The following is a 25,823-nucleotide window of genomic DNA, read 5'->3' as shown; positions in this document are numbered from 1 at the left end:
TCCGGCAGATGTCTTCCCGGTACGTCCCCGCAGCACCCGGTCCCCGGGGTCGCACCCGCGTACCTTGAGAGCCGCATAGCGATAGGAGAGAGATGGAAGATCCAATTCTTCCAGACTCGATTCTTTTCTGCGATTTAAACAGAGAATGATAGCAATCATTCATCCGATCCAAACAAGAAGAATTCACTTATATATGAGTGAGGAGCATCTGATCGCGAGCACAGTACATACACTGTGCCGCGGTATGAGATACCCGAATTGCGACATACGAGCGCTATTCATGATATCGATTAATTAATTTTAGCGACACGTGGATATCCCGCGGGCCCGATGCGGTCCCGCAAGATACCACGGGCGCACGGCGGATGCCTTGGCACAGGGAGCCGATGAAGGACGCGGCAAGCTGCGATAATCCCCGGCGAGGAGCACACATCCTTCGACCCGGGGGTCTCCGAATGGGCGAACCCATCCACAGCAGTGTGGATATCCCCACCCCGAACACATAGGGGCGGGGAGGACGACCCGGGGAACTGAAACATCTAAGTACCCGGAGGAGAGGAAATCAATCTCGAGACTCCCCGAGTAGCGGCGAGCGAAAGGGGACCGATGGCCAAACCGTCGAGCGGGCATACCCGGCAGGGGTTCCGCCGACGGGGTTGCAGGGCCGCGCATCCGGGGGCTGCCGCCCCCGGGCGCAGGTCCGGCTGGGGAGCGGAACGGCATGGGAGGGCCGGCCGCAGCGGGTGACAGCCCCGTACGCGAACCCAGACCGGACGGCGCGACGCGGTCCCTGAGTAGGGCCGGGCACGTGAAACCCGGTCCGAACCTGGGTGGACCACCATCCAAGCCTGAGTACTACCCTGTGACCGATAGCGCACCAGTACCGTGAGGGAAAGGTGAAAAGCACCCCGGGAGGGGAGTGAAACAGTACCTGAAACCGTGCGCCCACGAGCAGTCGGAGCACCCTTTTAGGGTGTGACGGCGTGCCTTTTGTAGAATGAGCCAGCGAGTCGCTGGCGCGGGGCGAGGTTAACCGAAAGGGAGCCGGAGCGAAAGCGAGCCTTAACAGGGCGACTTGAGTCCCGCGCCGCGGACGCGAAGCCGGGTGAGCTATCCGTGGGCAGGCTGAAGCGGGGGTAAGACCCCGTGGAGGGCCGAACGCACGTCGGTTGAAAACGGCGGCGATGACCTGCGGATAGGGGTGAAAGGCCAATCAAACCCGGAGATATCTCGTTCTCCCCGAAATAGCTTTAGGGCTAGCGTCGCGCGTTCACCGCCGGAGGTAGAGCACCGGATGGACGAGGGGGCTTCGCCGCCTACCGAATCCAACCGAACTCCGAATGCCGGCGGCCCAGAGCGCGGCAGTCAGAGCATGTGGGCTAAGCTGTGTGCTCGAGAGGGAAACAGCCCGGACCGCCCGCTAAGGTCCCCAAGTTCCAGCCGAGTGGCAAAGGATGTGCGTCCGCCCAGACAACCAGGATGTTGGCTTAGAAGCAGCCATGCATTCAAAGAGTGCGTAACAGCTCACTGGTCGAGTGGACATGCGCCGACAATACACGGGGCTAAGCTGGACACCGAAGCGGCGGGATTTTATTCATTAGAATCGGTAGGGGAGCTTCCCATGGGCGGAGAAGCCGTCAGGGCGACCGACGGTGGAGCGCATGGGAGTGAGAATGCTGGCATGAGTAGCGAGAGACGAGAGAGTAACTCGTCCGCCGTGAACCCGAGGTTTCCTGGGCAAGGCTAATCCTCCCAGGGTCAGTCGGGGGCTAAGGCGAGGCCGGGAGGCGTAGCCGACGCGCAGCAGGCAGACATTCCTGCACCGCGCACGCGGCGCTACGACCGACGGGGCGACGGATGGGGGTGGCTCGGCGGGGTTCTGGACGTCCCCGTGATGGAGCGCGGCCCGCGGACCAGGGAAATCCGGTCCGCACGAGGGCGAGGCTCCGGACGAAGCGACTGAGCGAAGCGAGTGAGCCCGAGGTCCCTAGAAAAACCCCTAGGCAGGCGCGTGCGCGCCCGTACCGCAAACCGACACAGGTGGGTGGGTAGAACATACCGAGGCGATCGGGTCAACCATGGTCAAGGAACTCGGCACAATGGCCCCGTAACTTCGGGAGAAGGGGTGCCCGCGCGTACGTGAACGGACTTGCTCCGGGAGCGGAGGCGGGCCGCAGTGGAGAGGCCCAAGCGACTGTTTACCAAAAACACAGGACTCTGCAGAAGCCGCAAGGCGACGTATAGGGTCTGACGCCTGCCCGGTGCCGGAAGGTCACGCGGAGGGGTTAGCCGTTAAGGCGAGGCCCCGAAGCCAAGCCCCGGTAAACGGCGGCCGTAACTATAACGGTCCTAAGGTAGCGAAATTCCTTGTCGGGTAAGTTCCGACCTGCACGAAAGGCGCAACGACTTGGGCGCTGTCTCGACCATGGACCCGGTGAAATTGCACTGGTCGTGAAGATGCGACTTACCCGCGGAAGGACGGAAAGACCCCGTGAACCTTCACTGCAGCTTGGCATTGGCCGCTGGTCCCGCGTGTAGAGGATAGGCAGGAGGCATCGATCCGGAGGCGCCAGCCCCCGGGGAGCCGCCCTTGGAATACTGCCCTCGCGCGACCGGCGTCCTAACCCGAGGCCGTCAACCGGCTCGGGGACCGTGCCAGGCGGGCAGTTTGACTGGGGCGGTCGCCTCCTAAAGGGTAACGGAGGCGCGCGAAGGTCCGCTCGGGACGGTCGGCAACCGTCCTTTTGAATGCAAGAGTACAAGCGGGCTTGACTGCGAGGCCCACAAGCCGAGCAGGTGCGAAAGCAGGCTCTAGTGATCCGGCGGCCCCGAGTGGGTGGGCCGTCGCTCAACGGATAAAAGGTACTCCGGGGATAACAGGCTGATCTTGCCCAAGAGTCCACATCGACGGCAAGGTTTGGCACCTCGATGTCGGCTCATCGCATCCTGGGGCTGGAGCAGGTCCCAAGGGTACGGCTGTTCGCCGTTTAAAGCGGTACGCGAGCTGGGTTCAGAACGTCGTGAGACAGTTCGGTCCCTATCCTCCGTGGGCGCAGGAGAATCGATGGAGGCTGCCCCCAGTACGAGAGGACCGGGGTGGACGCACCTCCGGTGAACCGGTTGTCGACCAACGGCACGGCCGGGTAGCCGCGTGCGGCGCGGATAACCGCTGAAGGCATCTAAGCGGGAAGCCGTTCCAGGGATTAGTTCTCCTTCCGGTAAGGGCCCAGGTAGACTACCTGGTCGATAGACGGCAGGTGCAAGGACGGCGACGTCCTCAGCCGAGCCGCACTAATCGCCCGAGCTCTTCCGGAACCGCACCTCGCGGCCCGCGGGACAAGCGCCCATGCGCGGTCCGGGCACGAGGATGCCCCCGAGTCACCTTTCCTATACGCCATGCGGCCCCCAGGGCACGTGAGAGGGACACCCGGACACCGAGAACGGTGGGCGCCGCCCACCGGTCAGCGGCCAGAGCATGGGGGGCACGCCCGGTCCCGTTCCGAACCCGGAAGCTAAGCCCCATCGCGCCGAGAGTACTGCGGGGTCAGCCCGTGGGAGGCCAGGGCGCCGCTGACCGGTGGACGGCACCGAGCCGCCATTGGGAATGTAGAAGGGGGAGGCCTCGCGGCCTTCCCCTTTTTTGCGTTTATAGGCAACATTCTTTTTGCAATTAAATCAATTTAATCATCCACCGCTGAATATAGACGTTCACCGTTCTTTTGTCGGTTCTCTGTTCTCAATGGACTAATATTTGCTTTAGCGCACTGCTGCGCTTGTCCTGTTTTACACGGGTCGTTTTATTGATTGTGACGGAAGGACTCACATGGCAGATGTTCATGAGCTGCTTGATACTTGGATTGCCAATGTCAAGGACGAGGAGCTCCTCGCTGAGCTTAACACGATGAAGGAGCAGGGTGATGAGGACGCCATCACCGACGCTTTCTTCCAGGATCTCGCCTTCGGTACTGCTGGCCTTCGCGGCACTATCGGTGCGGGCACTAACCGTATGAATATCTATACGGTCGGTCGTGCGACCCAGGGATTCGCTGACTACCTCAATGCGACCTTCGAGCATCCGACGGTCGCCATCGCTCGCGATAGCCGCAATAAAGGTGAGCTGTTCGTTAAGACGACGGCTGCCATTCTTGCAGCAAACGGCGTGACTGCTCTCGTGTATCCTAAGATTTCTCCCGTGCCGACGCTTTCCTGGGCCGTCCGCGACCTTAAGTGCTCCGGTGGTATTTGCATGACCGCTAGCCATAATCCGGCGCCTTATAACGGCTATAAGGCCTATGGCCCCGACGGCTGCCAGATCACCAGTGAGGCCGCCGATGCAATTTCTAAGGCTATCGCCGAGACCGATGCGTTTACCGGCGTGAAGTCTATGGACTTCGATGAGGCTGTTGAGCAGGGCCTTGTCAAGTGGATTGACGACTCCTGTCTCGAGCGTTATTACGAGGCCGTCCTCGCTCGCGGCGTGACGAACCTTTCTGCCGAGGAAATTGCCGGCGCTCCGCTTAAGCTTGTCTACACGCCGCTCAACGGTACGGGCCTTATCCCCGTTACTACGGTTCTTGAGCGCGCTGGCATCACCGATGTCACGGTTGTTCCCGAGCAGAAGGAGCCTAACGGCGATTTCCCGACCTGCCCGTATCCTAACCCCGAGATCCGTCAGGCTATGCAGAAGGGCATCGATCTCTGCGAGCAGGTTCACCCCGATCTGCTGCTTGCGACCGATCCCGACGCCGACCGTGTTGGCGTTGCTGTCAAGAATGGTGATGACTACCTGCTGTTGACCGGTAACGAGATGGGCGTCCTGCTGCTCGACTATATTTGCAAGACCCGTGCCGCTCGCGGCGAGGATCTCACAAAGAAGGTCGTGGTCACTACCATTGTTTCTTCCGCCATGGTCGATGCTCTGGCCGAGGAGTATGGCTTTGAGCTCCGTCGCTGCCTGACGGGCTTCAAGTACATCGGTGACATCATTACCTCGCTTTCCGATACTGGTGAAGTCGATCGCTTTATCTTCGGTTTCGAGGAGAGCTACGGCTATCTGGCCGGTGATCACGTACGCGACAAGGACGCGGTGAGCACTTCGCTGCTGATTTGCCAGATGGCTCAGTATTACAAGCTGCAGGGTAAGAACCTCGCCGACGCGATGCACGAGCTTTACGAGAAGTATGGCTACTATCACAACAAGACGATTTCGCTGAGCTATCCGGGTGCTGAGGGTGCTGCAAAGATGGCGGGCATCATGGCCGGTCTGCGCGAGAATCCGCCTGCGGAGCTCGCAGGGTCCAAGATCGAGACTGTTGTGGACTACAACACCTGCGTGAACGGCCTGCCCAAGGCAAACGTCATCGAGTTCGATCTCGAGGGCGGCAACAAGGGCATTGTCCGTCCGTCTGGTACCGAGCCTAAGATCAAGCTGTACATCTTCGCTAAGGGCGCGGATGCAGCTGAGGCGGATGCGGTGCTTGATTCCATCGAGGAATCTGGTCGCAAGCTGTTGGCCTAAGGGTTTGAAATCCTATTTCCATAGATAGGCGGAGGAGGGGATCTCGGATACGAGGTCCCCTCCTTTTTGGATTTAAAGGCGGATGATTCTTGGTTGTGTAGGAAATGTGTGCGTCCAGATTCCCGCCCCCGGGGCCCCTCCGGTCTGGCAATATATCTCCTTGCCGCGCGGCCCGGTCGAACCGGATGGACCGCACAGCGTGCACCTTGAGAACCGGATACTGCGAGGATGGACACTTACTTCAGTGTCGCATCCGGGCAGACATCGAACCATTTGAAATGGTCTAACTTGGATTTGTTTTTCGCAAGGCCGCCGAGAGGCGGCCCCGAGAAATTCCTTTTCCTATACTAAAACCATATGAATCGAACGGAACCGATCAGCTAATAGTTGTGAGGACCGGACGGGCTCGAAGCCCAACATATTTGGACGGAGAGTTCGATCCTGGCTCAGGATGAACGCTGGCGGCGCGCCTAACACATGCAAGTCGAACGGCACCTGCCTTCGGGCAGAAGCGAGTGGCGAACGGCTGAGTAACACGTGGAGAACCTGCCCCCTCCCCCGGGATAGCCGCCCGAAAGGACGGGTAATACCGGATACCCCGGGGTGCCGCATGGCACCCCGGCTAAAGCCCCGACGGGAGGGGATGGCTCCGCGGCCCATCAGGTAGACGGCGGGGTGACGGCCCACCGTGCCGACAACGGGTAGCCGGGTTGAGAGACCGACCGGCCAGATTGGGACTGAGACACGGCCCAGACTCCTACGGGAGGCAGCAGTGGGGAATCTTGCGCAATGGGGGGAACCCTGACGCAGCGACGCCGCGTGCGGGACGGAGGCCTTCGGGTCGTAAACCGCTTTCAGCAGGGAAGAGTCAAGACTGTACCTGCAGAAGAAGCCCCGGCTAACTACGTGCCAGCAGCCGCGGTAATACGTAGGGGGCGAGCGTTATCCGGATTCATTGGGCGTAAAGCGCGCGTAGGCGGCCCGGCAGGCCGGGGGTCGAAGCGGGGGGCTCAACCCCCCGAAGCCCCCGGAACCTCCGCGGCTTGGGTCCGGTAGGGGAGGGTGGAACACCCGGTGTAGCGGTGGAATGCGCAGATATCGGGTGGAACACCGGTGGCGAAGGCGGCCCTCTGGGCCGAGACCGACGCTGAGGCGCGAAAGCTGGGGGAGCGAACAGGATTAGATACCCTGGTAGTCCCAGCCGTAAACGATGGACGCTAGGTGTGGGGGGACGATCCCCCCGTGCCGCAGCCAACGCATTAAGCGTCCCGCCTGGGGAGTACGGCCGCAAGGCTAAAACTCAAAGGAATTGACGGGGGCCCGCACAAGCAGCGGAGCATGTGGCTTAATTCGAAGCAACGCGAAGAACCTTACCAGGGCTTGACATATGGGTGAAGCGGGGGAGACCCCGTGGCCGAGAGGAGCCCATACAGGTGGTGCATGGCTGTCGTCAGCTCGTGTCGTGAGATGTTGGGTTAAGTCCCGCAACGAGCGCAACCCCCGCCGCGTGTTGCCATCGGGTGATGCCGGGAACCCACGCGGGACCGCCGCCGTCAAGGCGGAGGAGGGCGGGGACGACGTCAAGTCATCATGCCCCTTATGCCCTGGGCTGCACACGTGCTACAATGGCCGGTACAGAGGGATGCCACCCCGCGAGGGGGAGCGGATCCCGGAAAGCCGGCCCCAGTTCGGATTGGGGGCTGCAACCCGCCCCCATGAAGTCGGAGTTGCTAGTAATCGCGGATCAGCATGCCGCGGTGAATGCGTTCCCGGGCCTTGTACACACCGCCCGTCACACCACCCGAGTCGTCTGCACCCGAAGTCGCCGGCCCAACCGCAAGGGGGGAGGCGCCGAAGGTGTGGAGGGTGAGGGGGGTGAAGTCGTAACAAGGTAGCCGTACCGGAAGGTGCGGCTGGATCACCTCCTTTCTAGGGAGATAAATCTTCTAGAGAGATCAACTTAACTCGAATAGAGGGCAGGAGCCCGTCCGGCAGATGTCTTCCCGGTACGTCCCCGCAGCACCCGGTCCCCGGGGTCGCACCCGCGTACCTTGAGAGCCGCATAGCGATAGGAGAGAGATGGAAGATCCAATTCTTCCAGACTCGATTCTTTTCTGCGATTTAAACAGAGAATGATAGCAATCATTCATCCGATCCAAACAAGAAGAATTCACTTATATATGAGTGAGGAGCATCTGATCGCGAGCACAGTACATACACTGTGCCGCGGTATGAGATACCCGAATTGCGACATACGAGCGCTATTCATGATATCGATTAATTAATTTTAGCGACACGTGGATATCCCGCGGGCCCGATGCGGTCCCGCAAGATACCACGGGCGCACGGCGGATGCCTTGGCACAGGGAGCCGATGAAGGACGCGGCAAGCTGCGATAATCCCCGGCGAGGAGCACACATCCTTCGACCCGGGGGTCTCCGAATGGGCGAACCCATCCACAGCAGTGTGGATATCCCCACCCCGAACACATAGGGGCGGGGAGGACGACCCGGGGAACTGAAACATCTAAGTACCCGGAGGAGAGGAAATCAATCTCGAGACTCCCCGAGTAGCGGCGAGCGAAAGGGGACCGATGGCCAAACCGTCGAGCGGGCATACCCGGCAGGGGTTCCGCCGACGGGGTTGCAGGGCCGCGCATCCGGGGGCTGCCGCCCCCGGGCGCAGGTCCGGCTGGGGAGCGGAACGGCATGGGAGGGCCGGCCGCAGCGGGTGACAGCCCCGTACGCGAACCCAGACCGGACGGCGCGACGCGGTCCCTGAGTAGGGCCGGGCACGTGAAACCCGGTCCGAACCTGGGTGGACCACCATCCAAGCCTGAGTACTACCCTGTGACCGATAGCGCACCAGTACCGTGAGGGAAAGGTGAAAAGCACCCCGGGAGGGGAGTGAAACAGTACCTGAAACCGTGCGCCCACGAGCAGTCGGAGCACCCTTTTAGGGTGTGACGGCGTGCCTTTTGTAGAATGAGCCAGCGAGTCGCTGGCGCGGGGCGAGGTTAACCGAAAGGGAGCCGGAGCGAAAGCGAGCCTTAACAGGGCGACTTGAGTCCCGCGCCGCGGACGCGAAGCCGGGTGAGCTATCCGTGGGCAGGCTGAAGCGGGGGTAAGACCCCGTGGAGGGCCGAACGCACGTCGGTTGAAAACGGCGGCGATGACCTGCGGATAGGGGTGAAAGGCCAATCAAACCCGGAGATATCTCGTTCTCCCCGAAATAGCTTTAGGGCTAGCGTCGCGCGTTCACCGCCGGAGGTAGAGCACCGGATGGACGAGGGGGCTTCGCCGCCTACCGAATCCAACCGAACTCCGAATGCCGGCGGCCCAGAGCGCGGCAGTCAGAGCATGTGGGCTAAGCTGTGTGCTCGAGAGGGAAACAGCCCGGACCGCCCGCTAAGGTCCCCAAGTTCCAGCCGAGTGGCAAAGGATGTGCGTCCGCCCAGACAACCAGGATGTTGGCTTAGAAGCAGCCATGCATTCAAAGAGTGCGTAACAGCTCACTGGTCGAGTGGACATGCGCCGACAATACACGGGGCTAAGCTGGACACCGAAGCGGCGGGATTTTATTCATTAGAATCGGTAGGGGAGCTTCCCATGGGCGGAGAAGCCGGAGGGCGACCGACGGTGGAGCGCATGGGAGTGAGAATGCTGGCATGAGTAGCGAGAGACGAGAGAGTAACTCGTCCGCCGTGAACCCGAGGTTTCCTGGGCAAGGCTAATCCTCCCAGGGTCAGTCGGGGGCTAAGGCGAGGCCGGGAGGCGTAGCCGACGCGCAGCAGGCAGACATTCCTGCACCGCGCACGCGGCGCTACGACCGACGGGGCGACGGATGGGGGTGGCTCGGCGGGGTTCTGGACGTCCCCGTGATGGAGCGCGGCCCGCGGACCAGGGAAATCCGGTCCGCACGAGGGCGAGGCTCCGGACGAAGCGACTGAGCGAAGCGAGTGAGCCCGAGGTCCCTAGAAAAACCCCTAGGCAGGCGCGTGCGCGCCCGTACCGCAAACCGACACAGGTGGGTGGGTAGAACATACCGAGGCGATCGGGTCAACCATGGTCAAGGAACTCGGCACAATGGCCCCGTAACTTCGGGAGAAGGGGTGCCCGCGCGTACGTGAACGGACTTGCTCCGGGAGCGGAGGCGGGCCGCAGTGGAGAGGCCCAAGCGACTGTTTACCAAAAACACAGGACTCTGCAGAAGCCGCAAGGCGACGTATAGGGTCTGACGCCTGCCCGGTGCCGGAAGGTCACGCGGAGGGGTTAGCCGTTAAGGCGAGGCCCCGAAGCCAAGCCCCGGTAAACGGCGGCCGTAACTATAACGGTCCTAAGGTAGCGAAATTCCTTGTCGGGTAAGTTCCGACCTGCACGAAAGGCGCAACGACTTGGGCGCTGTCTCGACCATGGACCCGGTGAAATTGCACTGGTCGTGAAGATGCGACTTACCCGCGGAAGGACGGAAAGACCCCGTGAACCTTCACTGCAGCTTGGCATTGGCCGCTGGTCCCGCGTGTAGAGGATAGGCAGGAGGCATCGATCCGGAGGCGCCAGCCCCCGGGGAGCCGCCCTTGGAATACTGCCCTCGCGCGACCGGCGTCCTAACCCGAGGCCGTCAACCGGCTCGGGGACCGTGCCAGGCGGGCAGTTTGACTGGGGCGGTCGCCTCCTAAAGGGTAACGGAGGCGCGCGAAGGTCCGCTCGGGACGGTCGGCAACCGTCCTTTTGAATGCAAGAGTACAAGCGGGCTTGACTGCGAGGCCCACAAGCCGAGCAGGTGCGAAAGCAGGCTCTAGTGATCCGGCGGCCCCGAGTGGGTGGGCCGTCGCTCAACGGATAAAAGGTACTCCGGGGATAACAGGCTGATCTTGCCCAAGAGTCCACATCGACGGCAAGGTTTGGCACCTCGATGTCGGCTCATCGCATCCTGGGGCTGGAGCAGGTCCCAAGGGTACGGCTGTTCGCCGTTTAAAGCGGTACGCGAGCTGGGTTCAGAACGTCGTGAGACAGTTCGGTCCCTATCCTCCGTGGGCGCAGGAGAATCGATGGAGGCTGCCCCCAGTACGAGAGGACCGGGGTGGACGCACCTCCGGTGAACCGGTTGTCGACCAACGGCACGGCCGGGTAGCCGCGTGCGGCGCGGATAACCGCTGAAGGCATCTAAGCGGGAAGCCGTTCCAGGGATTAGTTCTCCTTCCGGTAAGGGCCCAGGTAGACTACCTGGTCGATAGACGGCAGGTGCAAGGACGGCGACGTCCTCAGCCGAGCCGCACTAATCGCCCGAGCTCTTCCGGAACCGCACCTCGCGGCCCGCGGGACAAGCGCCCATGCGCGGTCCGGGCACGAGGATGCCCCCGAGTCACCTTTCCTATACGCCATGCGGCCCCCAGGGCACGTGAGAGGGACACCCGGACACCGAGAACGGTGGGCGCCGCCCACCGGTCAGCGGCCAGAGCATGGGGGGCACGCCCGGTCCCGTTCCGAACCCGGAAGCTAAGCCCCATCGCGCCGAGAGTACTGCGGGGTCAGCCCGTGGGAGGCCAGGGCGCCGCTGACCGGTGGACGGCACCGAGCCGCCATTGGGAATGTAGAAGGGGGAGGCCTCGCGGCCTTCCCCTTTTTTTGCGTTTATAGGGCCATCACTCCACTCTCGCTGTGTTTTTGGCCCTCGTTTGTCGCATCTTCTGCGAACGGGCTACAATGTCATAGTCTGTGCAGCATGGAGGTGATTATGGCCGAAGCCGGAATCGGCGTTGATATCGTCGAGATTTCCCGAATGAAATCAATCCTTGAGAAGACACCCGCGTTTGCCCGGCGCGTGTTTACCGATGAAGAGCGCGCGTATTGCGATGCCTCGTCTCGTCCTGCCGCGCATTATGCCAGCCGTTTTGCTTCTCGCGAGGCGGTACTTAAGGCGCTTGGTACGGGTTTTAGCCAGGGCGTTGGCCGTAAAGACGTTTCCGTAACGCGCGATAAGCTCGGCAAGCCAAAAGCGCTGCTTTCGGGCCGTGCTCTCGAAATCGCCCAGGAATTGGGCGTTGTCGAGGTCGCTCTTTCTATTACTCTGACGGGTGACTTGGCTGTTGCTAATGCCATTGCGATCACCGAGGATGCTCGACCTAAACCCAAGGAAGAAAAGGTGAGCACGAAGGAGCGCGTTGCTCAGACATTTAAAGAGGCTCGTTCTGTCTTAGACGAGCTCGAACAGCTGCAACAATCTGCTTTGTCGGAACATCTGGATGATGATCCGCAAGATGCGCTAGGAGCATAGATGAAACCGGTTTTGAGTACCGAGGAAGTCGTTCGCCTCGAAGATATTATCGAGCGTGAGGGCACCTCGAAGGCCGAACTCATGGAGTTGGCGGGCGAATTTGCTGCCAACGAGATTTTAAAGCTCAACCCCGATCGCGTTCTTGTATTGGTCGGTTTTGGCAACAATGGTGGAGACGGCTGGGTTGCCGCTGACATTCTGACGCATAAGGGCGTTGATGTTGATATCGTATCTCCGGTTGAGCCGGATGAGATCCCTGCCGCTCTCGCTCGTCATGTTGCCCGCCGCACTGCTGGTCGCGACGTGCACGTGTGTGTCGGCCCCTCTCGTGATGAGTTGGAGGTGCTGATCGATAAGGCTGATGTTGTAGTCGATGCCATTTTTGGTACTGGTTTTCACGGTGATCTTCGTGCGCCGTTTTCAATCTGGATCCCCACGGTCAATGAAAATGCCGATTGCGTTGTCTCCATCGATGTTCCCTCGGGTCTGAATGCCGAGACGGGTGTGGTTGATGATGACTGCATTCGTGCCGAGCGTACGGTGACGATGATTGCTCCTAAGATTGGCCTATACAGCGCTGACGGTCCCGAATATGCAGGCGATCTGGTCTGCGGTGGTTTGTACGACCGCCTTGATGAGGTCATTGACGATGTCGACCATGCTGCCGAGATCGTGGAGCCCGGCGACCTTGTGGACTACTTTGCTCCGCTGCCCACGAATATCGATAAGTACTCGCGCGGCTCGGTGCTTATTGTTGCCGGATCGGCACAGTACCCTGGTGCCGCCATTATGGCTGCCAAGTCTGCAGCCCGCGCTGGTGCCGGCTATGTGGCGGTCGCGACGCCGGATGCGTGTGCCAACCTTATCCGCATGGCGCTCCCTTCGATTCCGGTCTTTGCTATTCCGTCTGATTCTCGTGGCTCCTTTGGCGCCGCCGCCCGCATGACGGTATGTGAGATTGCCAAGAAATATAGCTGCGTGCTGTGTGGTCCCGGCATGACGACATCTGCCGGTGCCATGCAGGTGGTTTCGGGTCTGCTTGAGCTCGACGTACCGCTTATCTTGGATGCCGATGCTCTCAACTGCCTTGCCAAGATTGCAATCGATGGCATCGACAGTAATCCCGAGATGTATCGTCGTGAGCAGCCGCTCGTTATGACGCCGCATTATCGTGAGCTTTCGCGTCTCGTCGCCGGTGATGAGGTCAATGACCTTGGAACCGCGATTGCCGCCGCGCAAAAGGTTGTCTGGGCCGCCGGTTCCGATAACCTCGTTGTTATCGCTAAGGGCCCGACGACGGCCATTTGCGGTGTTGAGCGCGTGCTGCTGCCGCTCTCTGGCCCGGCGTCGTTGGCGACCGCTGGCTCGGGTGACGTCCTTGCGGGTATTCTGGCCGGCACGCTAGCCACCATGCGCGATGAGATGGACCGCTGGGAGCTGCTGTACTCGTATGCCGTCGCACTTCATAGCTATGCCGGTTTTGCCGCGGCGACGGAGTTTGGCGAGAAGAGCGTTATCGCGACCGATCTTATCGACTTGATCGGTCCCGCCATGGAGTTGGCGGCAAAGGATGCGCTTGATGATCTGGGAATCACGGACGAAGGGTCGGATGACTAATTATGAATAAAGCCGATTTGACGCGTTGGTCCTGGGTCGAGATTGACCGCGGAGCGCTCCGCCGCAACACGAGGGCCTATAAGAATTTGCTGAATCCGCGTCAGCGCCTGTGCTGTGTGGTTAAAGCCGACGCTTATGGTCATGGAGCTGTTGAGTGCGCCAAGATCATGTATTCGGCCGGGGCCGACATGTTTGCCGTGGCGACGGTTAGCGAGGGTGTTGAGCTCCGACAGGGCGGGATTACGAAACCCATCCTCATCCTGAGCGAGCCGCCTATTGAGGCTATTCCGACGTTGCTCGAGTTCGATATCATGCCCTCGGTCTATACGTCCGACTTTGCTCTTGCGTATGGCGAGTGCGCCGTTGCGGCGGGCAAGGTGGGCAAATACCATCTGGCCATCGAGACGGGCATGAATCGTATCGGCGTTCACTATACGCAGGTGCTCGACTTTGTCCGCGGTATTGATTTCCATCGCGGTATTCAGTGCGACGGCGTATTTACGCACTTCGCCACGGCCGATGAACCTTCGGGCTGGGACTACAAGCTGCAGTGCCAGCGCTTTACCGAGGCCGTTCAGGCCATTAAGGATGCGGGTTTTGAGTGCGGTATCGTGCATTGCGCCAACACGCCGTCCTCGATGCTCGACCCCTCGATGCATTTTGATATGATTCGCGCCGGCGTTGGCTTGTATGGCATGCAGCCGTGCGAGCTGAGTAGCCGTGTGATGCAGCTCGATCCCGTTATGAGCGTTCATGCGCGCGTGACGCGCGTGGCGCACCCTGCGATGGGCGAGGGCGTGGGCTACGGTTTTACCTACCGCGTACCGCGTACGCGCGTTCAGATCTGCACGCTGCCGATCGGTTATGCCGACGGCCTATCGCGTACGCTTTCCAATCGTATGGATGTGCTGTATCGCGGCGAGCGCGTGCGTCAGGTTGGCAATATCTGCATGGATCAGTTTATGGTCGCCATTCAGTCCAACCCGGCACACGAGATTCCCGAGGCCGAGTATGGTGACGAGATGATTATTGTCGGCCGCGATGGCGATGCCGAGATCACTATGGACGAGATGGCCCGACTGCGCGGAACGATTAACTACGAGGTCGCCTGCGGCTTTGGCATGCGTCTCGACAAGGTCTACGTGTAGGAGCCGCTATGGGCGTCATGCACATCCCCGGCCATACCCATCAGGCGCCACGTGAGGTCGCACTCGAGGAGATTGAGGCTGTTTTAGGCGACTGCCATCTCTGCCAGCTCTATCAGTCGCGCCATAACATCGTGTTTGGCGTGGGAAACCCCCACGCTCGCGTCATGTTTATTGGTGAAGCACCGGGTCGCAACGAGGATTTGCAGGGCGAACCCTTTGTGGGGGCGGCGGGTGAAGACCTCAACGGCATTTTGTCCCTGGCAGGTCTTAAGCGCGAGGACGTCTATATCGCCAACGTGCTTAAGTGTCGCCCGCCGGGAAACCGCAATCCGCGTCCCGAGGAAGTGCTGACTTGCTCACCGTTTTTGCGCGAGCAGATTCGAAGCATCTGGCCCGATATCATCGTGACGCTCGGTAACCCCGCAACGCACTTTGTGCTCAAGACCGAGATCGGCATTACCAAGCTGCGCGGCAGGTTCCATCAGATGGGCCACTTTGTGGTGATGCCGACGTTTCATCCTGCGGCGGCGCTGCGCAATCCGGCGTGGCAGGAGTTGCTGGAGGAAGACTTTAAGATGCTGGGCGACTATCTGGAGCGGCACCCCGCGCCGGAGACCGCCTCGGAATAATAATAAGGAGCGTATATGTCCCTGGAGCGCCTGGGGGTAGGTACCTATAGAACGGCCCGTACTGCCGATACGGAGCATTTTGGCGAGCTGGTCGCACCGTGTCTAGAAGATGGCGATGTGCTGATCTTGACCGGCGGCCTCGGGGTGGGCAAAACCCACTTTACCAAGGGCGTTTCGCGCGCTCTGGGCGATGAGCATATGGTCACAAGCCCTACGTTCGCACTCATGGCCGTTCATGACCAAGGGCGTATTCCGCTGTTCCATTTTGATCTGTACCGCCTGGAGCATGCCTACGAGCTTGAGGATACGGGCATTTTTGACGTGCTGGGCTATGAGGGTGTTTGCCTGCTGGAATGGGGCGAGCAGTTTCAGGATGAACTGACAGATGAGTATCTTTCGGTGACGCTTAAGCGCGATGAGGACGACAGCGACGTGCGAACGATAACGCTCGAGGCACACGGCGAGCGCGCGATTGAGCTTTCCCATTTGATAGATAAGGCTGTACAAGATGAGCTTGCATAACGACAACGCGCTGGTGGTGGCGCTCGACACATCGACCGACATGCTTGCCTGCGCGGCAAGCTGGATTGACGTGCAGACAGGCGAGGCAAAGCTGGTAAGTGGGGACCATCTGTGTCGCCGCCATGCCAACGTGGAGCTCGTGAATACTGTTGATGACCTACTGAAGCAGGCCGGCCTGGATCGCAGCGATGTCGGCTGTTATGTGGTCGGTCGCGGTCCCGGCTCGTTTACGGGCGTGCGTATCGGCATCTCCACCGCAAAGGGTCTGGCGCACGGTGCCAATGTGCCGTTGCTGGGCGTGTCGACGCTCGATGCTTGCGCCTGGACGGCATGGAAGGCCGGCGTGCGCGGCAAGCTTGGTGTTCTTGCCGATGCCATGCGCGGCGAGGTGTACCCGGCGCTCTATGTGCTGGGGGATGAGGGCCCCGAGCGTCTGTTTGAGCGCGAGCGCGTGGTCAAGGCCGCCGTGGCGCTTGATGAGTGGCGCCAGACCGCGGACTGGGATCAGGTTCAGCTGACTGGTGACGGTCTCGTGCGTTATGGCAAACTGCTGGGCGAGGATGAGACGGCGCGCTGCGTGGAGCGAGACCTGTGGTGGCCCTCGGGCGAGGGCCTGCTGATGGCGCACGCCGCAGGCGATGGCGATCCGGCTCGCGTCTTGCCGATCTATACGCGCCTTTCGGACGCCGAGGAAAACGAGCGCAAGCGTCTGGGCCTTGCCGAGAGCGCGCAGAGTGAGGTGACAGGTGTTGCCGACGAGCTTGCCGGACGTCATCTGCAATTCCGCCCCATGGGCGCGACGGATGCCGAGGGCGCGAGCGCGCTGGAGACCGCCTGCTTTGAAGGCGCCGGACACGAGGCGTGGACGCCGGGCATGTTCCTGTCCGAGCTGGGCGAGGACGTTGCCGCGCCGCGTAGCTGGTGGGTGGCGCACGACGACGGTCGTCTGCTGGGTCTTGCCGGCGGTATGGTCGTCGACGGGGACGTGCAGATTATGGACGTTGCCGTCGATCCGGCGCATCGCCGCGAGGGCATCGCCCGCAAGCTTCTGTCGCACGTGAGCTATGACGCCCAGATGCTCGGCTGCACCACGGCTTCGCTTGAGGTTGAGGACGGCAACGAGGCCGCAATTGCACTCTATGCCGCTCTGGGCTTTACCGAGGCGGGTCGTCGCCGTGGCTATTACGGTGCCGGCAAGGATGCCATCGTCATGACGGCGCCGCTGCCCCTGGTGCTTCCTCTCGACAATGCCTCGCCCGAGCCGACGGCTGCCGAACAGCGTGTATGGCCGCTGCCCGCGCCCGAACGCACCGCTGAGGAGCGTGCCGAAATCGAGCGCCGCCGCCTGGTGCTTGCCATCGAGAGCTCCTGCGACGAGACAGCCGTGGCAATTATCGATGCGGACGGCAAGATGCTGGCCAACCAGGTGTCGACGCAGATTGATTTTCATGCCCGCTTTGGCGGCGTGGTACCCGAGATTGCCTCGCGCAAGCACGTTGAGGTCATCGTGAGCGTCGTGGACGCGGCACTCGAGGACGCCGCAGCGTCGCTGGGCCTTACGGGCGGAGCCATTGCGCCAAGTGAGCTTGCCGCCGTGGGCGTGACGCAAGGTCCGGGCCTGGTGGGTGCCTTGGTGGTGGGTGTCGCCTTTGCCAAGGGCTTTGCGTATGCTGCCGGCAAACCGCTGGTGTGCGTCAATCATCTGGAGGGTCACCTGTTTGCCAACCTGCTGGCGCAGCCCGACCTCAAGCCGCCGTTTATCTTTACGCTTGTTTCGGGCGGGCACACCATGCTCGTGCACGTAAGGGCATGGGGCGACTACGAGGTGCTTGGCGAGACGCTTGACGACGCCGTGGGCGAAGCCTTCGACAAGGTGGCAAAGGCACTGGGCCTTGGCTATCCCGGAGGCCCCATCATCTCCAAGCTTGCCGAGACGGGCAACCCTAAGGCGATTGATTTCCCCCGCGCGCTGAACAGCAGGGGCGACTACCGCTTCTCGCTTTCGGGCCTCAAGACGGCGGTGACGCTCTACATCGAGCAGGAGACCAAGGCCGGGCGCACGATTCATCTGCCCGATTTGGCGGCTTCGTTTGAGGCGGCGGTCTTTGACGTGCAGTACAAGAAGGCCAAAAACGCCCTGCATGCTACCGGGTGCAAGGAGTATTGCATCGGCGGCGGCGTCTCGGCCAACCCGCATCTGCGCGAGATGATGATCAAGAAACTCGGGCGTCAGGGAATCCGCGTAACGGTGCCGCCCTTGTCTGCCTGCACCGATAACGCCGCCATGATCGCGGAGGTCGCTCGCCGTAAATTCGACCGAGGTGAAATCTCGCCGTTCGACGTCGACGCCGATCCAAACATGACGCTGTAGTCGTACGGGTGCAGTCCCCGACCGGAGGGGCCGGATATAAGGTTTCCTGCTCTACAGTCCTGCGCAAGACGAAGGCCACATTAAGTGGCCTTCTTTGCGTGCGGAACTCGCGATAAACCTTATATCCGGCCCCTCCGGTCGGGGACCTTTCTGTATCGATATAGCTTCTGAGCTGGTTTGGCGTCGACAGCGTCCAGCAAGGTCAACAAGCCAGCGTCGAATTTCCGGCGTTCTTTAGCTGAAAGAAAAAGTTGGTGTGCGGAGCTATGCTCCGCACATTTGGGATGGGAGCTCCTCGGGGGCGGGGCGGGCGCCTGCCGCCATATATGAACTTTATCGCGAGTTCCGCACGAACAGGAGGCCACTTAATGTGGCCTCCGTCGTGAGCAGGACTGTCCGAGCAGGAAAGTTCATATATGGCGGCAGGCGCCCGCCCCGCCCCCGAGGAGCATCTCTCATGCAAAAACTGTCGTGGGGTAAAGTCCGAGGTCAGTGGCGTTTTATACCGAGAAATTCAAAAAAGTGGAAAATTCATTACATATTTGCGTTGACTTTAGGTAACTAAAGTTTCATACTCCTTTTCAACCACTGGGGGATGTGAACACGCACGGATCGTTCACATCATGATTGAAGAGGATTTCTTAGACATGTTCACGCATCAGCTAAACATTATCAGCGTAGTAATTATCTGATGCGGGTTAGCACATACAGCTAGCCCGTACGATAACGGGCGGCTGATGAAGATGAGGGCCGTCGAGCGCAACCGACGGCCCTCATTTTTTATGTCTGGGAAGTTCTTTTTAGAGGAGGAAATGTAATGAACGGAGTTTTGCTCATGGTTGTGGCCGCGGCGGTGCTCGCCTGCGGCTATCTGGGCTATGGCCGATGGCTGGCCAACAAGTGGGGCGTTGACAAAGAGGCCCTCACGCCGGCCAAGCGCATGAAAGACGGCAACAGCTTCTCGCCCGTCTCCGCCTTCACCGCGTTCTCGCACCAGTTCAGCTCGATCTGCGGTGCCGGCCCTGTTACGGGTACGATCGTCGCTATGGCCTTCGGCTGGCTTCCCGTCGTGCTCTGGGTCCTCGTCGGCGGCATCTTCTTTGGCGCCGTCCACGACTTTGGCGCCCTGTACGCCTCGATGAAGAACAACGGCAAGTCCCTGGCCCAGCTCATCGAGAAGTACATCGGCAAGACCGGCCGTCGCCTGTTCCTGCTGTTCTGCTGGCTGTTCTGCATCATCGTCATCGCCGCTTTCACCGACATGGTCTGCAAGACGTTCATGTTCACCCCGGCCGTTGACGCTTCTGGTGCTGCTACCGGTGCCATCGACTTCACCAAGTCCTATGCCGCTGGCTGCGCTGGCACCATCTCCATCCTGTTCACCTTCGTCGCCATGGCCTTTGGTTGGGCCCAGAAGAAGTTCAACCTCACCGGCGCTGCCGAGTTCGTCACCGGCGTGGTACTCATGGTCCTCATGTTCGCCGTCGGCATGCAGTTCCCGGTCTACCTGGACAAGTTCCAGTGGTTCGCCGTCGTCATGGTCTACCTGGTCTTTGCCGGTGCCATGCCCATCCAGATGCTCAAGACCCCTCGCGACTACCTCACTTCCATCATGATGATCGTCATGATCGTCTGCGCTGTCCTCGGTATCGTCGTCCTGGGCGCTAACGGCCAGGCCACCATCACCGCTCCGGTCTTCACCGGCTTTAGCAATGCCTCGGGCATGATGTTCCCGGTCCTGTTTGTCTCCGTTGCCTGCGGTGCTCTCTCCGGTTTCCACAGCCTCGTTTCTTCTGGTACCTCCTCCAAGCAGGTCGAGAAGGAGCAGGACGCCGTCAAGGTCGGTTACGGCGCCATGATCGTCGAGTCCTTCGTCGGCATCCTTGCCATCATCGTCGCCGGCATCATGTTCTCCGACATGAACACCGCCGGTACCGGCGCCCTTAACGCCGGCGTCGCTTCCACCCCGTTCCAGATCTTCGCAGCTGGCATCTCCCGCGGTATGCAGGCCTTCGGCGTTGACGGCACGCTCGCAACCGTCTTCATGACCATGAACGTTTCCGCTCTGGCCCTGACCTCGCTCGATGCCGTCGCCCGCATCGCTCGCACCTCGTTCTCCGAGTTCTTTGCCCAGACCAACGACGCCCTGGCCATCGAGTCCAAGGCCGGCTACATGAAGGTCCTCGGTAACCCCTGGTTCGCCACGGTCGTTACCCTGCTTCCTGGCCTCGCCCTCGCCTTTGGCGGCTATGCCAACATCTGGCCGCTCTTTGGTGCTTCTAACCAGCTGCTCGGCGGTATGACCATGATCACCCTCGCCGTGTTCTGCAAGTGCACCGGCCGCAAGGGTTGGATGCTCTACGTGCCCGTTGTCTTCCTGCTCTGTTGCACCTTCACCTCGCTGGTCCAGAGCGCCATGGGCTGCATGACCGCCGTCCAGGCCTACGGCTTCTTCGGCACCATCCCGGCTACCGCCACCACGGCTGCCGTTTCCGTCGCCGCCACCAAGGGTCTGCAGCTCGTCTTCGCCGTCCTGCTGATGGTCCTGGGCCTCATCGTTGCCGTCAACTGCCTCAAGGAGTTCTTCGGCAAGGAGGCCGGTTCCATGCCCGACGAGGAGCCCGAGTGGTCCGAGATGGGCAAGGCCGAGTATGGCCGCACTGCTGTCGCCGAGGCTCCCGCCGACGCCGAGGCTGCCAAGGCCTAGTCAACTTGATGAGCTAACCGTTCCATCCATATGACTCGGAAAGACCGGGTCCGCAACGACGCGGGCTCGGTCTTTTTTCTTGCGGGAACGGGTGATGCAAAGGCGTCCTCGCAGATGTTTTGCGTGGATAGGCTCGCGCGATGTACCATATAGACGTATATGTGTACATATGAAAGGGGCCCCGTGGCCAAGACGGTATATTCCGATAACCAAAATAATGTCGATGCCCTGGCTGAGCGTCTAAGCAGCCAGACGTCGCTTTCTGCCGAGCGCGCCAAGCTGGTTGCCTACGACCTGCTCTGCCGCAAGGCGCTTAAAATCAAGTCGAGCGCGCTGGCACAGATTTTCCGCTCCGTCGATAAGGAATGCGACACCAAGGCGATGCGCGACGAACTCATCGCGGCAAAAATCGTTACCAAGATCGAGGGCAGCGGCATTAACGGACGTCCGGCGTTCTATACCATTCATGCCGAGATAAGTGATGCCCAGGAGCAGCTTGCCGAGGTTGCCGAAGAAGCCGTCGAGGACGTTGTCGAGGTGCCCGCTTCGGTGGAAACGGCCCCGCGCGAGCATATCGATACCGACGAGCTGCTCGATGAGAGCGTCGTTCGCGCCTTTACGGCTAAGGCCGGTCGCGGCGGTTTTGGTGGGGGCGGCAAGCGCGATGCTCAGCGCCGTGCCCAGCAGGAGCGCTTCCGTCGTGCCGTGGCTCAAAAGGATGAACTCGATACCGAGACTGTTGTGACCGAGGTTGCCGCTGAGTCGCAAAAGCCCGTGGAGGCCCAAGAGCCCAAGCGTCGTCGCGGTGCTCACTTTAAGGCTGTGCAGCAGGATGTCGCGCATGAGGCTGAAGAGCCTTCCGAGGTTGCAGGCGATGCTGAGGAGTCTGCCAAGAGGGTTTCGGGTTCGTGTCGTCCCGGCCGCGGTTTTGCGGGGCGCGCGTATCCCATAAAGCGTCAGGAGAAGGGCGAGCCGGCTTCGACCGCTCAGGCCGATAAGGCCGAACAAACTGAGAAAACCGTTGAGCCGGTGACTTGCGAGCAGCAACCTTCCGAGTCGCAGTCTGCGGCTGGCACCGAGGTCAAAGCTCAACAGTCCGCTGATAAGCAGACAGGGGAGAGCGCCTCAAGCAAGCCCCGCCGCCGTCGTCACCGCGGCGGTCGTGGCTCAAATGCCGAGGCCGCGGCCGAGAAGGCAGCGATGCAAAGCAAGGATGCGAAGGCTGAGGCCCTGGTGGAGCAGCCCAAGCGCCAGCCGGCGAAGGGGGACAAGCCCGAGCGCTCGCAAAAGGGTCCGTCCGCGCCAAAGCAAGAGCGCAAAGCTCAGGCGGATTCCAAGCGCAAATCCCAGGCGCAGCCCAAACCGACTGCAAACGATGCGGCCGCCCAGCAGCCTGAGCCGCCCGCTCATGGCGAGGTTTCGGCGTTTGCTCTGGCCCGTGTCCTGGGCAGGCAGCTGCTCAAGGTCGTTCCCACGCCTACGGCGCTCTCCAAGATTAAGGAGCAGCAGACTCAAATCGTTAAGGTCGAGGGCAAGGACGGCAATAAGGCTCCGCAGCGCACTCAGCACAACGAGATGTCCAACCGCAAGATTGCCGAGGAGATTGCGATCATCCAGGCTTGGATAGAGCAGAATCGCGGCGCCGACACGCCGGTCGCTTCGCGTCGCCAGCGCGCCTACCAGATTTTTAACGATGAGAAGGCCTTTGACGGCAAACACGGCGAGCGCCTGATTCGGCGTATGACCGAAAAGGGCATCAGCATGCAGGCAATCAAGGTTGCTCCCAACCGTCCTGTGCACTTTACGGGCTTCTTTACGCTGGGCGCCGACAAGCCGTTCATTATGGTTGAGAACCTGGACACCTATGACGAGATCGTCAAGCTCCTGCGCGGCCGCAAGCACGCCAAGCTTTTTGGCACCAAGGTGGGTGGCGTGATCTTTGGCGGCGGCTGCAAGGCGAGCGTTTCACACGCACTGGATGATTATCTGGCCGAGATCGGCTATCGCTTTAACTATGTCTACTACGTGGGCGACATTGACCGAGAGGGTGCGCGCATTGTCGAGCAGACCCGTAACGCCAATGTGGTTGAGATTCGCCTGCATGCCGGTATGTATCGCGCCATGCTCGCCGAGCACAAGCGCCGCGTGAAGGCCGGCGGTGAGTGCGAGCCCGCGGCTGCCAACCAGGGTGTACCGCAGAACCTGGCGGCGACGATCAAAGATCTGCCCATGGTCACGCGCGTGCAGTTCCGCAACGTGCTGCGCGAGGGCGGACGCATTCCGCAGGAGATTCTGATGACCGCCGACTATCGGGATGGCGACTCGGGAAGCTTCGACCGCATGCTGAACAATTAGTTCCGCCGTTCTACCGAACGGCGGTCTTCTTGACGCTGCGAGGGGCCCTGGCACGGCAATCTGACGTTCAACTTCGGCGGCGCGACCAGAAGGTCAGCGCCGCCTTGTTTCACGTCACCTTGCCATACCAGGACCCCTCTCGCTGTCACGTCCAAAACATCGAGGTCACGTGGCCTCCTGTTCGTGCGGAACTCGCGATAAACCTAAGCCGGTGCCCCCGCTCTCCCGGGGCCTGTGGTTACTTGGTTGTTGCATGCGGCTCGCTTTTCGGAACTAGGCTTATATTTTCTAGATGTAAGGCGCTCTTGGTCCTAATGGGCTTGGGGCGCCTGTCTTTTGAAGGTAGATTTTCCCGTGCTGGACGAGAAGTTGTGTTGCCTTGCGGGTTCGAATCCCCCCGCTTGCCCACAAGAAAAACCTCCCGATCGGCTATGCGTTCGAGAGGCTTGTTTCTTTGGCTGGGACGGAGGGATTCGAACCCCCAACAGCCGGCACCAAAAACCGGAGTTCTACCGTTGAACTACGTCCCAATGTGTGGTGTTGCCCAAAAGCAACCCGTTTAGTTTACCTAATCTGCGAGGGCATCGCAAACGCCATCGAGCAGGCGTACGGCGAGTGTCTGCGCATCACTTGCGGTGAAGGTTCCGTTGTAGCGCGTCATGCCCGTGAGCTCAATGCGGATGCGCGCGGGCTTTTGCTGCGCGGCGACATTGGCGGTGCGGATGCGCTGTGCAAGGTTGTGACACTCGGCAAGGGCGATCGTGGCGCGCGGCGCAGCATCTGCGGGCAGCTCATCGCTTGCAATCTCGAGCACCAGATCCACGTCGGTCGGAACCTCGGAATCGCAAAGCATCATGCCGCTGCTGTCGGTCGTCGCCGTGGCGATGTTCCACATGCGCGATGCAACGCTGCGTGCGATGGGGTCCTCACCGATGACGGCAATCTGGAAGCGCTCGAGCACGTTGGCGGCGCGGGCAAAACCGATGCGCGACTCGGCCTCGGTAACCGAGGGCTTGCCCTCCCACACGTGATGCAGGCGGTTGATATAGGCGTAGGTATCCTGGAACGCCATGCCATCGGCAAACAGGCCAACATTTTCCTGGAACTGCTGCAGAGCGGCCTCGGTGTGCGGGCCAAAATAGCCGTCGTCCTCACCGCAGGCAAAACCCAAAACGTTGAGCGCGCGCTGCAGGGCCTGAACGTCGGCGCCATGGAAATTGGGCATGCGCAGATAGAGCGTGCGGTCGCCCAGTTTATACGAGGCGTCTACCAGGGCGCTCCAACAGGGGATATCGACGGCGCAGCCAGCGGGAAGGCCACTGTCGAGCCTAAAGGTGCCAACAGCCTGCTCGGTGGTGGTGCCAAAGCGCTTGTCGGAGACCTCGGTGTCATCGATTGTATAGCCGAGCTGCAGAAGGCGGGACTGGACGTCCTCGACGGCTGCTCCCTGCATGCCCGTTGTAATAGGTTCCATGAACGAACCCCTTTCGGCGTATCATTCGTACTATTTGAGCGCCTGTCGGATAGACGACGCAAAGAGATGCATAAACATGCACTCAACAGTGTAGCAAGTTGTACCCAAATACGCTGCTGACAGGTTTTATAACCCACGCTAGTTGAGTCGCTCCACAAAGAAATCTGCCATGGAGAGGAACAACTCGCGTGCGTGCTGATCAAGCTCAACGTTCTCGATGGCCGCTTTGGCCTTGGCGGTCAGGTCGAGCGCGTAAGTGTGGGCGTAATCGATGGAGCCGGTCCCCTGGAAGATCTCCACGGCGCGTGCGAGCTGCGCGGGATCATCGGTGCCCGAGGAAAGAATCGCCTCGATCTCGTCGTGGTGGCGTTCATCAGAGAGGGCGTGTACGGCGACAAGCGTGCGCTTGCCCTCGGTGATGTCGGTGCGGAAGTCCTTGTTGGCGGCCTCTTTGGTGCCGATCAAGTTGAGCAGATCATCTTGGATCTGGAAGGCAAGGCCCGTGTACAGGCCAAAGGCGCGCAGCGCCTCAATCTGCTCCTCGCTGCCGCCGCCGATAATGGCTCCGGCGGCAAGTGGCGTGGCTCCGCTGTAGTACGCGGTCTTGTGCGTCGCCATGTCCAGATAATCGTCGACCGAGATGTCAAAGCGCCCATCGCGGACCCAGCCCAAGTCGAGTGCCTGGCCCTCAATGGTGCGGACGATCATCTCGGTGAGCTCGTGGAGCACGCGGAGTTTCACGTCTGCCTCGAGCGTGGGGTCGTCGAGAACCGTCTTGGTGACCATGGTGAGCGCCAGATCGCCGCAGTTGATGGCAAGTCCCGTGCCCTCGGTAAGGTGCATGCAGGGCTTGCCGCGACGCAGTTGGCCGTTGTCGGCGATGTCGTCATGGATAAGCGCTCCCGATTGAAAGTGCTCTATAGCTGCCGCCGCGCTGCGGGCGCTCTCAAAGCTGCCGCCTACCGCGGTGGCGGCGAGCATGCAGATGAGCGGGCGGTGGCGCTTGCCGGCATTGGCCGTAAATGCCGAGAGCGGGGTATACAGGTAACGCTCGATATCGGCGGAAGTTGCCTGTCCGTCAAAGAACGTGGCCAGATAGTCGTTAATCTGGTCAAAGTGCTGGGCTAAAAAGCTGGTAAACGGACTGGACACGGGTTCTCGCATTCTTTCTTAGGCTGCACCGTTGCATTATGCAGACAACATATT

General features: G+C 60.7%; 11 protein-coding genes, 1 tRNA gene and 5 rRNA genes. 14 read left to right on the top strand and 3 right to left on the bottom strand.

What is annotated here, in order from left to right; all coding sequences use genetic code 11:
* Positions 1–338: 338 nt before the first annotated feature.
* The 14 genes from OGM60_09590 to OGM60_09525 all read left to right on the top strand — a co-directional run bounded on the left by OGM60_09590 (position 339) and on the right by OGM60_09525 (position 23,143).
* Positions 339–3,315 (top strand): 23S ribosomal RNA (locus OGM60_09590).
* 145 nt (positions 3,316–3,460) lie between these two features.
* Positions 3,461–3,576 (top strand): 5S ribosomal RNA (gene rrf, locus OGM60_09585).
* 247 nt (positions 3,577–3,823) lie between these two features.
* On the top strand, positions 3,824–5,518 hold the full coding sequence (locus tag OGM60_09580; GenBank protein UYI99120.1) for a phospho-sugar mutase: 1,695 nt from the start codon (positions 3,824–3,826) through the stop codon (positions 5,516–5,518).
* A gap of 423 nt (positions 5,519–5,941) precedes the next feature.
* Positions 5,942–7,447, top strand: a 16S ribosomal RNA gene (locus OGM60_09575).
* Positions 7,448–7,843: 396 nt separating this feature from the next.
* Positions 7,844–10,819: ribosomal RNA gene (locus OGM60_09570) — 23S ribosomal RNA — on the top strand.
* A 145-nt stretch (positions 10,820–10,964) separates the two neighbouring features.
* Positions 10,965–11,080 (top strand): 5S ribosomal RNA (gene rrf, locus OGM60_09565).
* Together the 16S, 23S and 5S rRNA genes form the textbook arrangement of a ribosomal RNA operon.
* Positions 11,081–11,254: 174 nt before the next feature.
* Positions 11,255–11,794: a holo-ACP synthase gene (gene acpS, locus OGM60_09560; protein ID UYI99119.1), complete on the top strand. Its 540-nt coding sequence runs from the start codon at positions 11,255–11,257 to the stop codon at positions 11,792–11,794.
* A complete protein-coding gene (locus OGM60_09555; protein UYI99118.1) occupies positions 11,795–13,411 on the top strand; it encodes an NAD(P)H-hydrate dehydratase in 1,617 nt (538 codons plus the stop codon).
* A 2-nt stretch (positions 13,412–13,413) separates the two neighbouring features.
* Positions 13,414–14,559, top strand: coding sequence for an alanine racemase (gene alr, locus OGM60_09550; GenBank protein UYI99117.1), 1,146 nt, complete (start codon positions 13,414–13,416; stop codon positions 14,557–14,559).
* A gap of 8 nt (positions 14,560–14,567) precedes the next feature.
* Positions 14,568–15,188 carry a uracil-DNA glycosylase gene (locus tag OGM60_09545; GenBank protein ID UYI99116.1) on the top strand — a complete coding sequence of 207 codons (621 nt, stop codon included), beginning with the start codon at positions 14,568–14,570 and terminating at the stop codon, positions 15,186–15,188.
* A 15-nt stretch (positions 15,189–15,203) separates the two neighbouring features.
* Positions 15,204–15,710, top strand: coding sequence for a tRNA (adenosine(37)-N6)-threonylcarbamoyltransferase complex ATPase subunit type 1 TsaE (gene tsaE, locus OGM60_09540; protein ID UYI99115.1), 507 nt, complete (start codon positions 15,204–15,206; stop codon positions 15,708–15,710).
* Positions 15,697–18,081 (top strand): tRNA (adenosine(37)-N6)-threonylcarbamoyltransferase complex transferase subunit TsaD, encoded by a 2,385-nt coding sequence (gene tsaD / locus OGM60_09535; protein ID UYI99114.1) that lies wholly within the window; start codon positions 15,697–15,699, stop codon positions 18,079–18,081. Before tsaE ends, tsaD begins: the two co-directional genes overlap by 14 nt.
* 817 nt (positions 18,082–18,898) lie before the next feature.
* A complete protein-coding gene (locus OGM60_09530; protein ID UYI99113.1) occupies positions 18,899–20,788 on the top strand; it encodes a carbon starvation protein A in 1,890 nt (629 codons plus the stop codon).
* 183 nt (positions 20,789–20,971) lie between these two features.
* Positions 20,972–23,143: a hypothetical protein gene (locus OGM60_09525; GenBank protein UYI99112.1), complete on the top strand. Its 2,172-nt coding sequence runs from the start codon at positions 20,972–20,974 to the stop codon at positions 23,141–23,143.
* Positions 23,144–23,598: 455 nt separating this feature from the next.
* Here OGM60_09525 and OGM60_09520 read toward each other — a convergent pair.
* From OGM60_09520 to OGM60_09510, 3 genes are all read right to left on the bottom strand, one after another.
* Positions 23,599–23,673: transfer RNA gene (locus tag OGM60_09520), tRNA-Gln, on the bottom strand.
* 38 nt (positions 23,674–23,711) lie between these two features.
* On the bottom strand, positions 23,712–24,617 hold the full coding sequence (locus OGM60_09515; GenBank protein ID UYI99111.1) for a peptidoglycan-binding protein: 906 nt from the start codon (positions 24,615–24,617) through the stop codon (positions 23,712–23,714).
* Positions 24,618–24,755: 138 nt separating this feature from the next.
* A complete protein-coding gene (locus OGM60_09510) occupies positions 24,756–25,769 on the bottom strand; it encodes a polyprenyl synthetase family protein (protein ID UYI99110.1) in 1,014 nt (337 codons plus the stop codon).
* Between the last annotated feature and the right edge of the window lie 54 nt (positions 25,770–25,823).

This window comes from Coriobacteriaceae bacterium (genome assembly GCA_025757745.1).
GTDB lineage: Bacteria > Actinomycetota > Coriobacteriia > Coriobacteriales > Coriobacteriaceae > Collinsella.
Note: the sequence above shows the minus strand (reverse complement) of the source record. Positions and strands in the feature narration are given on the sequence as shown.

Excerpts from the sequence above, each read along its gene's own strand:
- acpS (UYI99119.1), top strand. The coding sequence starts at position 11,255 with ATGGCCGAAGCCGGAATCGGCGTTGATATCGTCGAGATTTCCCGAATG.
- OGM60_09530 (UYI99113.1), top strand. The coding sequence starts at position 18,899 with ATGAACGGAGTTTTGCTCATGGTTGTGGCCGCGGCGGTGCTCGCCTGC.
- tsaD (UYI99114.1), top strand. The coding sequence starts at position 15,697 with ATGAGCTTGCATAACGACAACGCGCTGGTGGTGGCGCTCGACACATCG.
- alr (UYI99117.1), top strand. The coding sequence starts at position 13,414 with ATGAATAAAGCCGATTTGACGCGTTGGTCCTGGGTCGAGATTGACCGC.
- OGM60_09515 (UYI99111.1), bottom strand. The coding sequence starts at position 24,617 with ATGGAACCTATTACAACGGGCATGCAGGGAGCAGCCGTCGAGGACGTC.
- OGM60_09545 (UYI99116.1), top strand. The coding sequence starts at position 14,568 with ATGGGCGTCATGCACATCCCCGGCCATACCCATCAGGCGCCACGTGAG.
- tsaE (UYI99115.1), top strand. The coding sequence starts at position 15,204 with ATGTCCCTGGAGCGCCTGGGGGTAGGTACCTATAGAACGGCCCGTACT.
- OGM60_09580 (UYI99120.1), top strand. The coding sequence starts at position 3,824 with ATGGCAGATGTTCATGAGCTGCTTGATACTTGGATTGCCAATGTCAAG.
- OGM60_09555 (UYI99118.1), top strand. The coding sequence starts at position 11,795 with ATGAAACCGGTTTTGAGTACCGAGGAAGTCGTTCGCCTCGAAGATATT.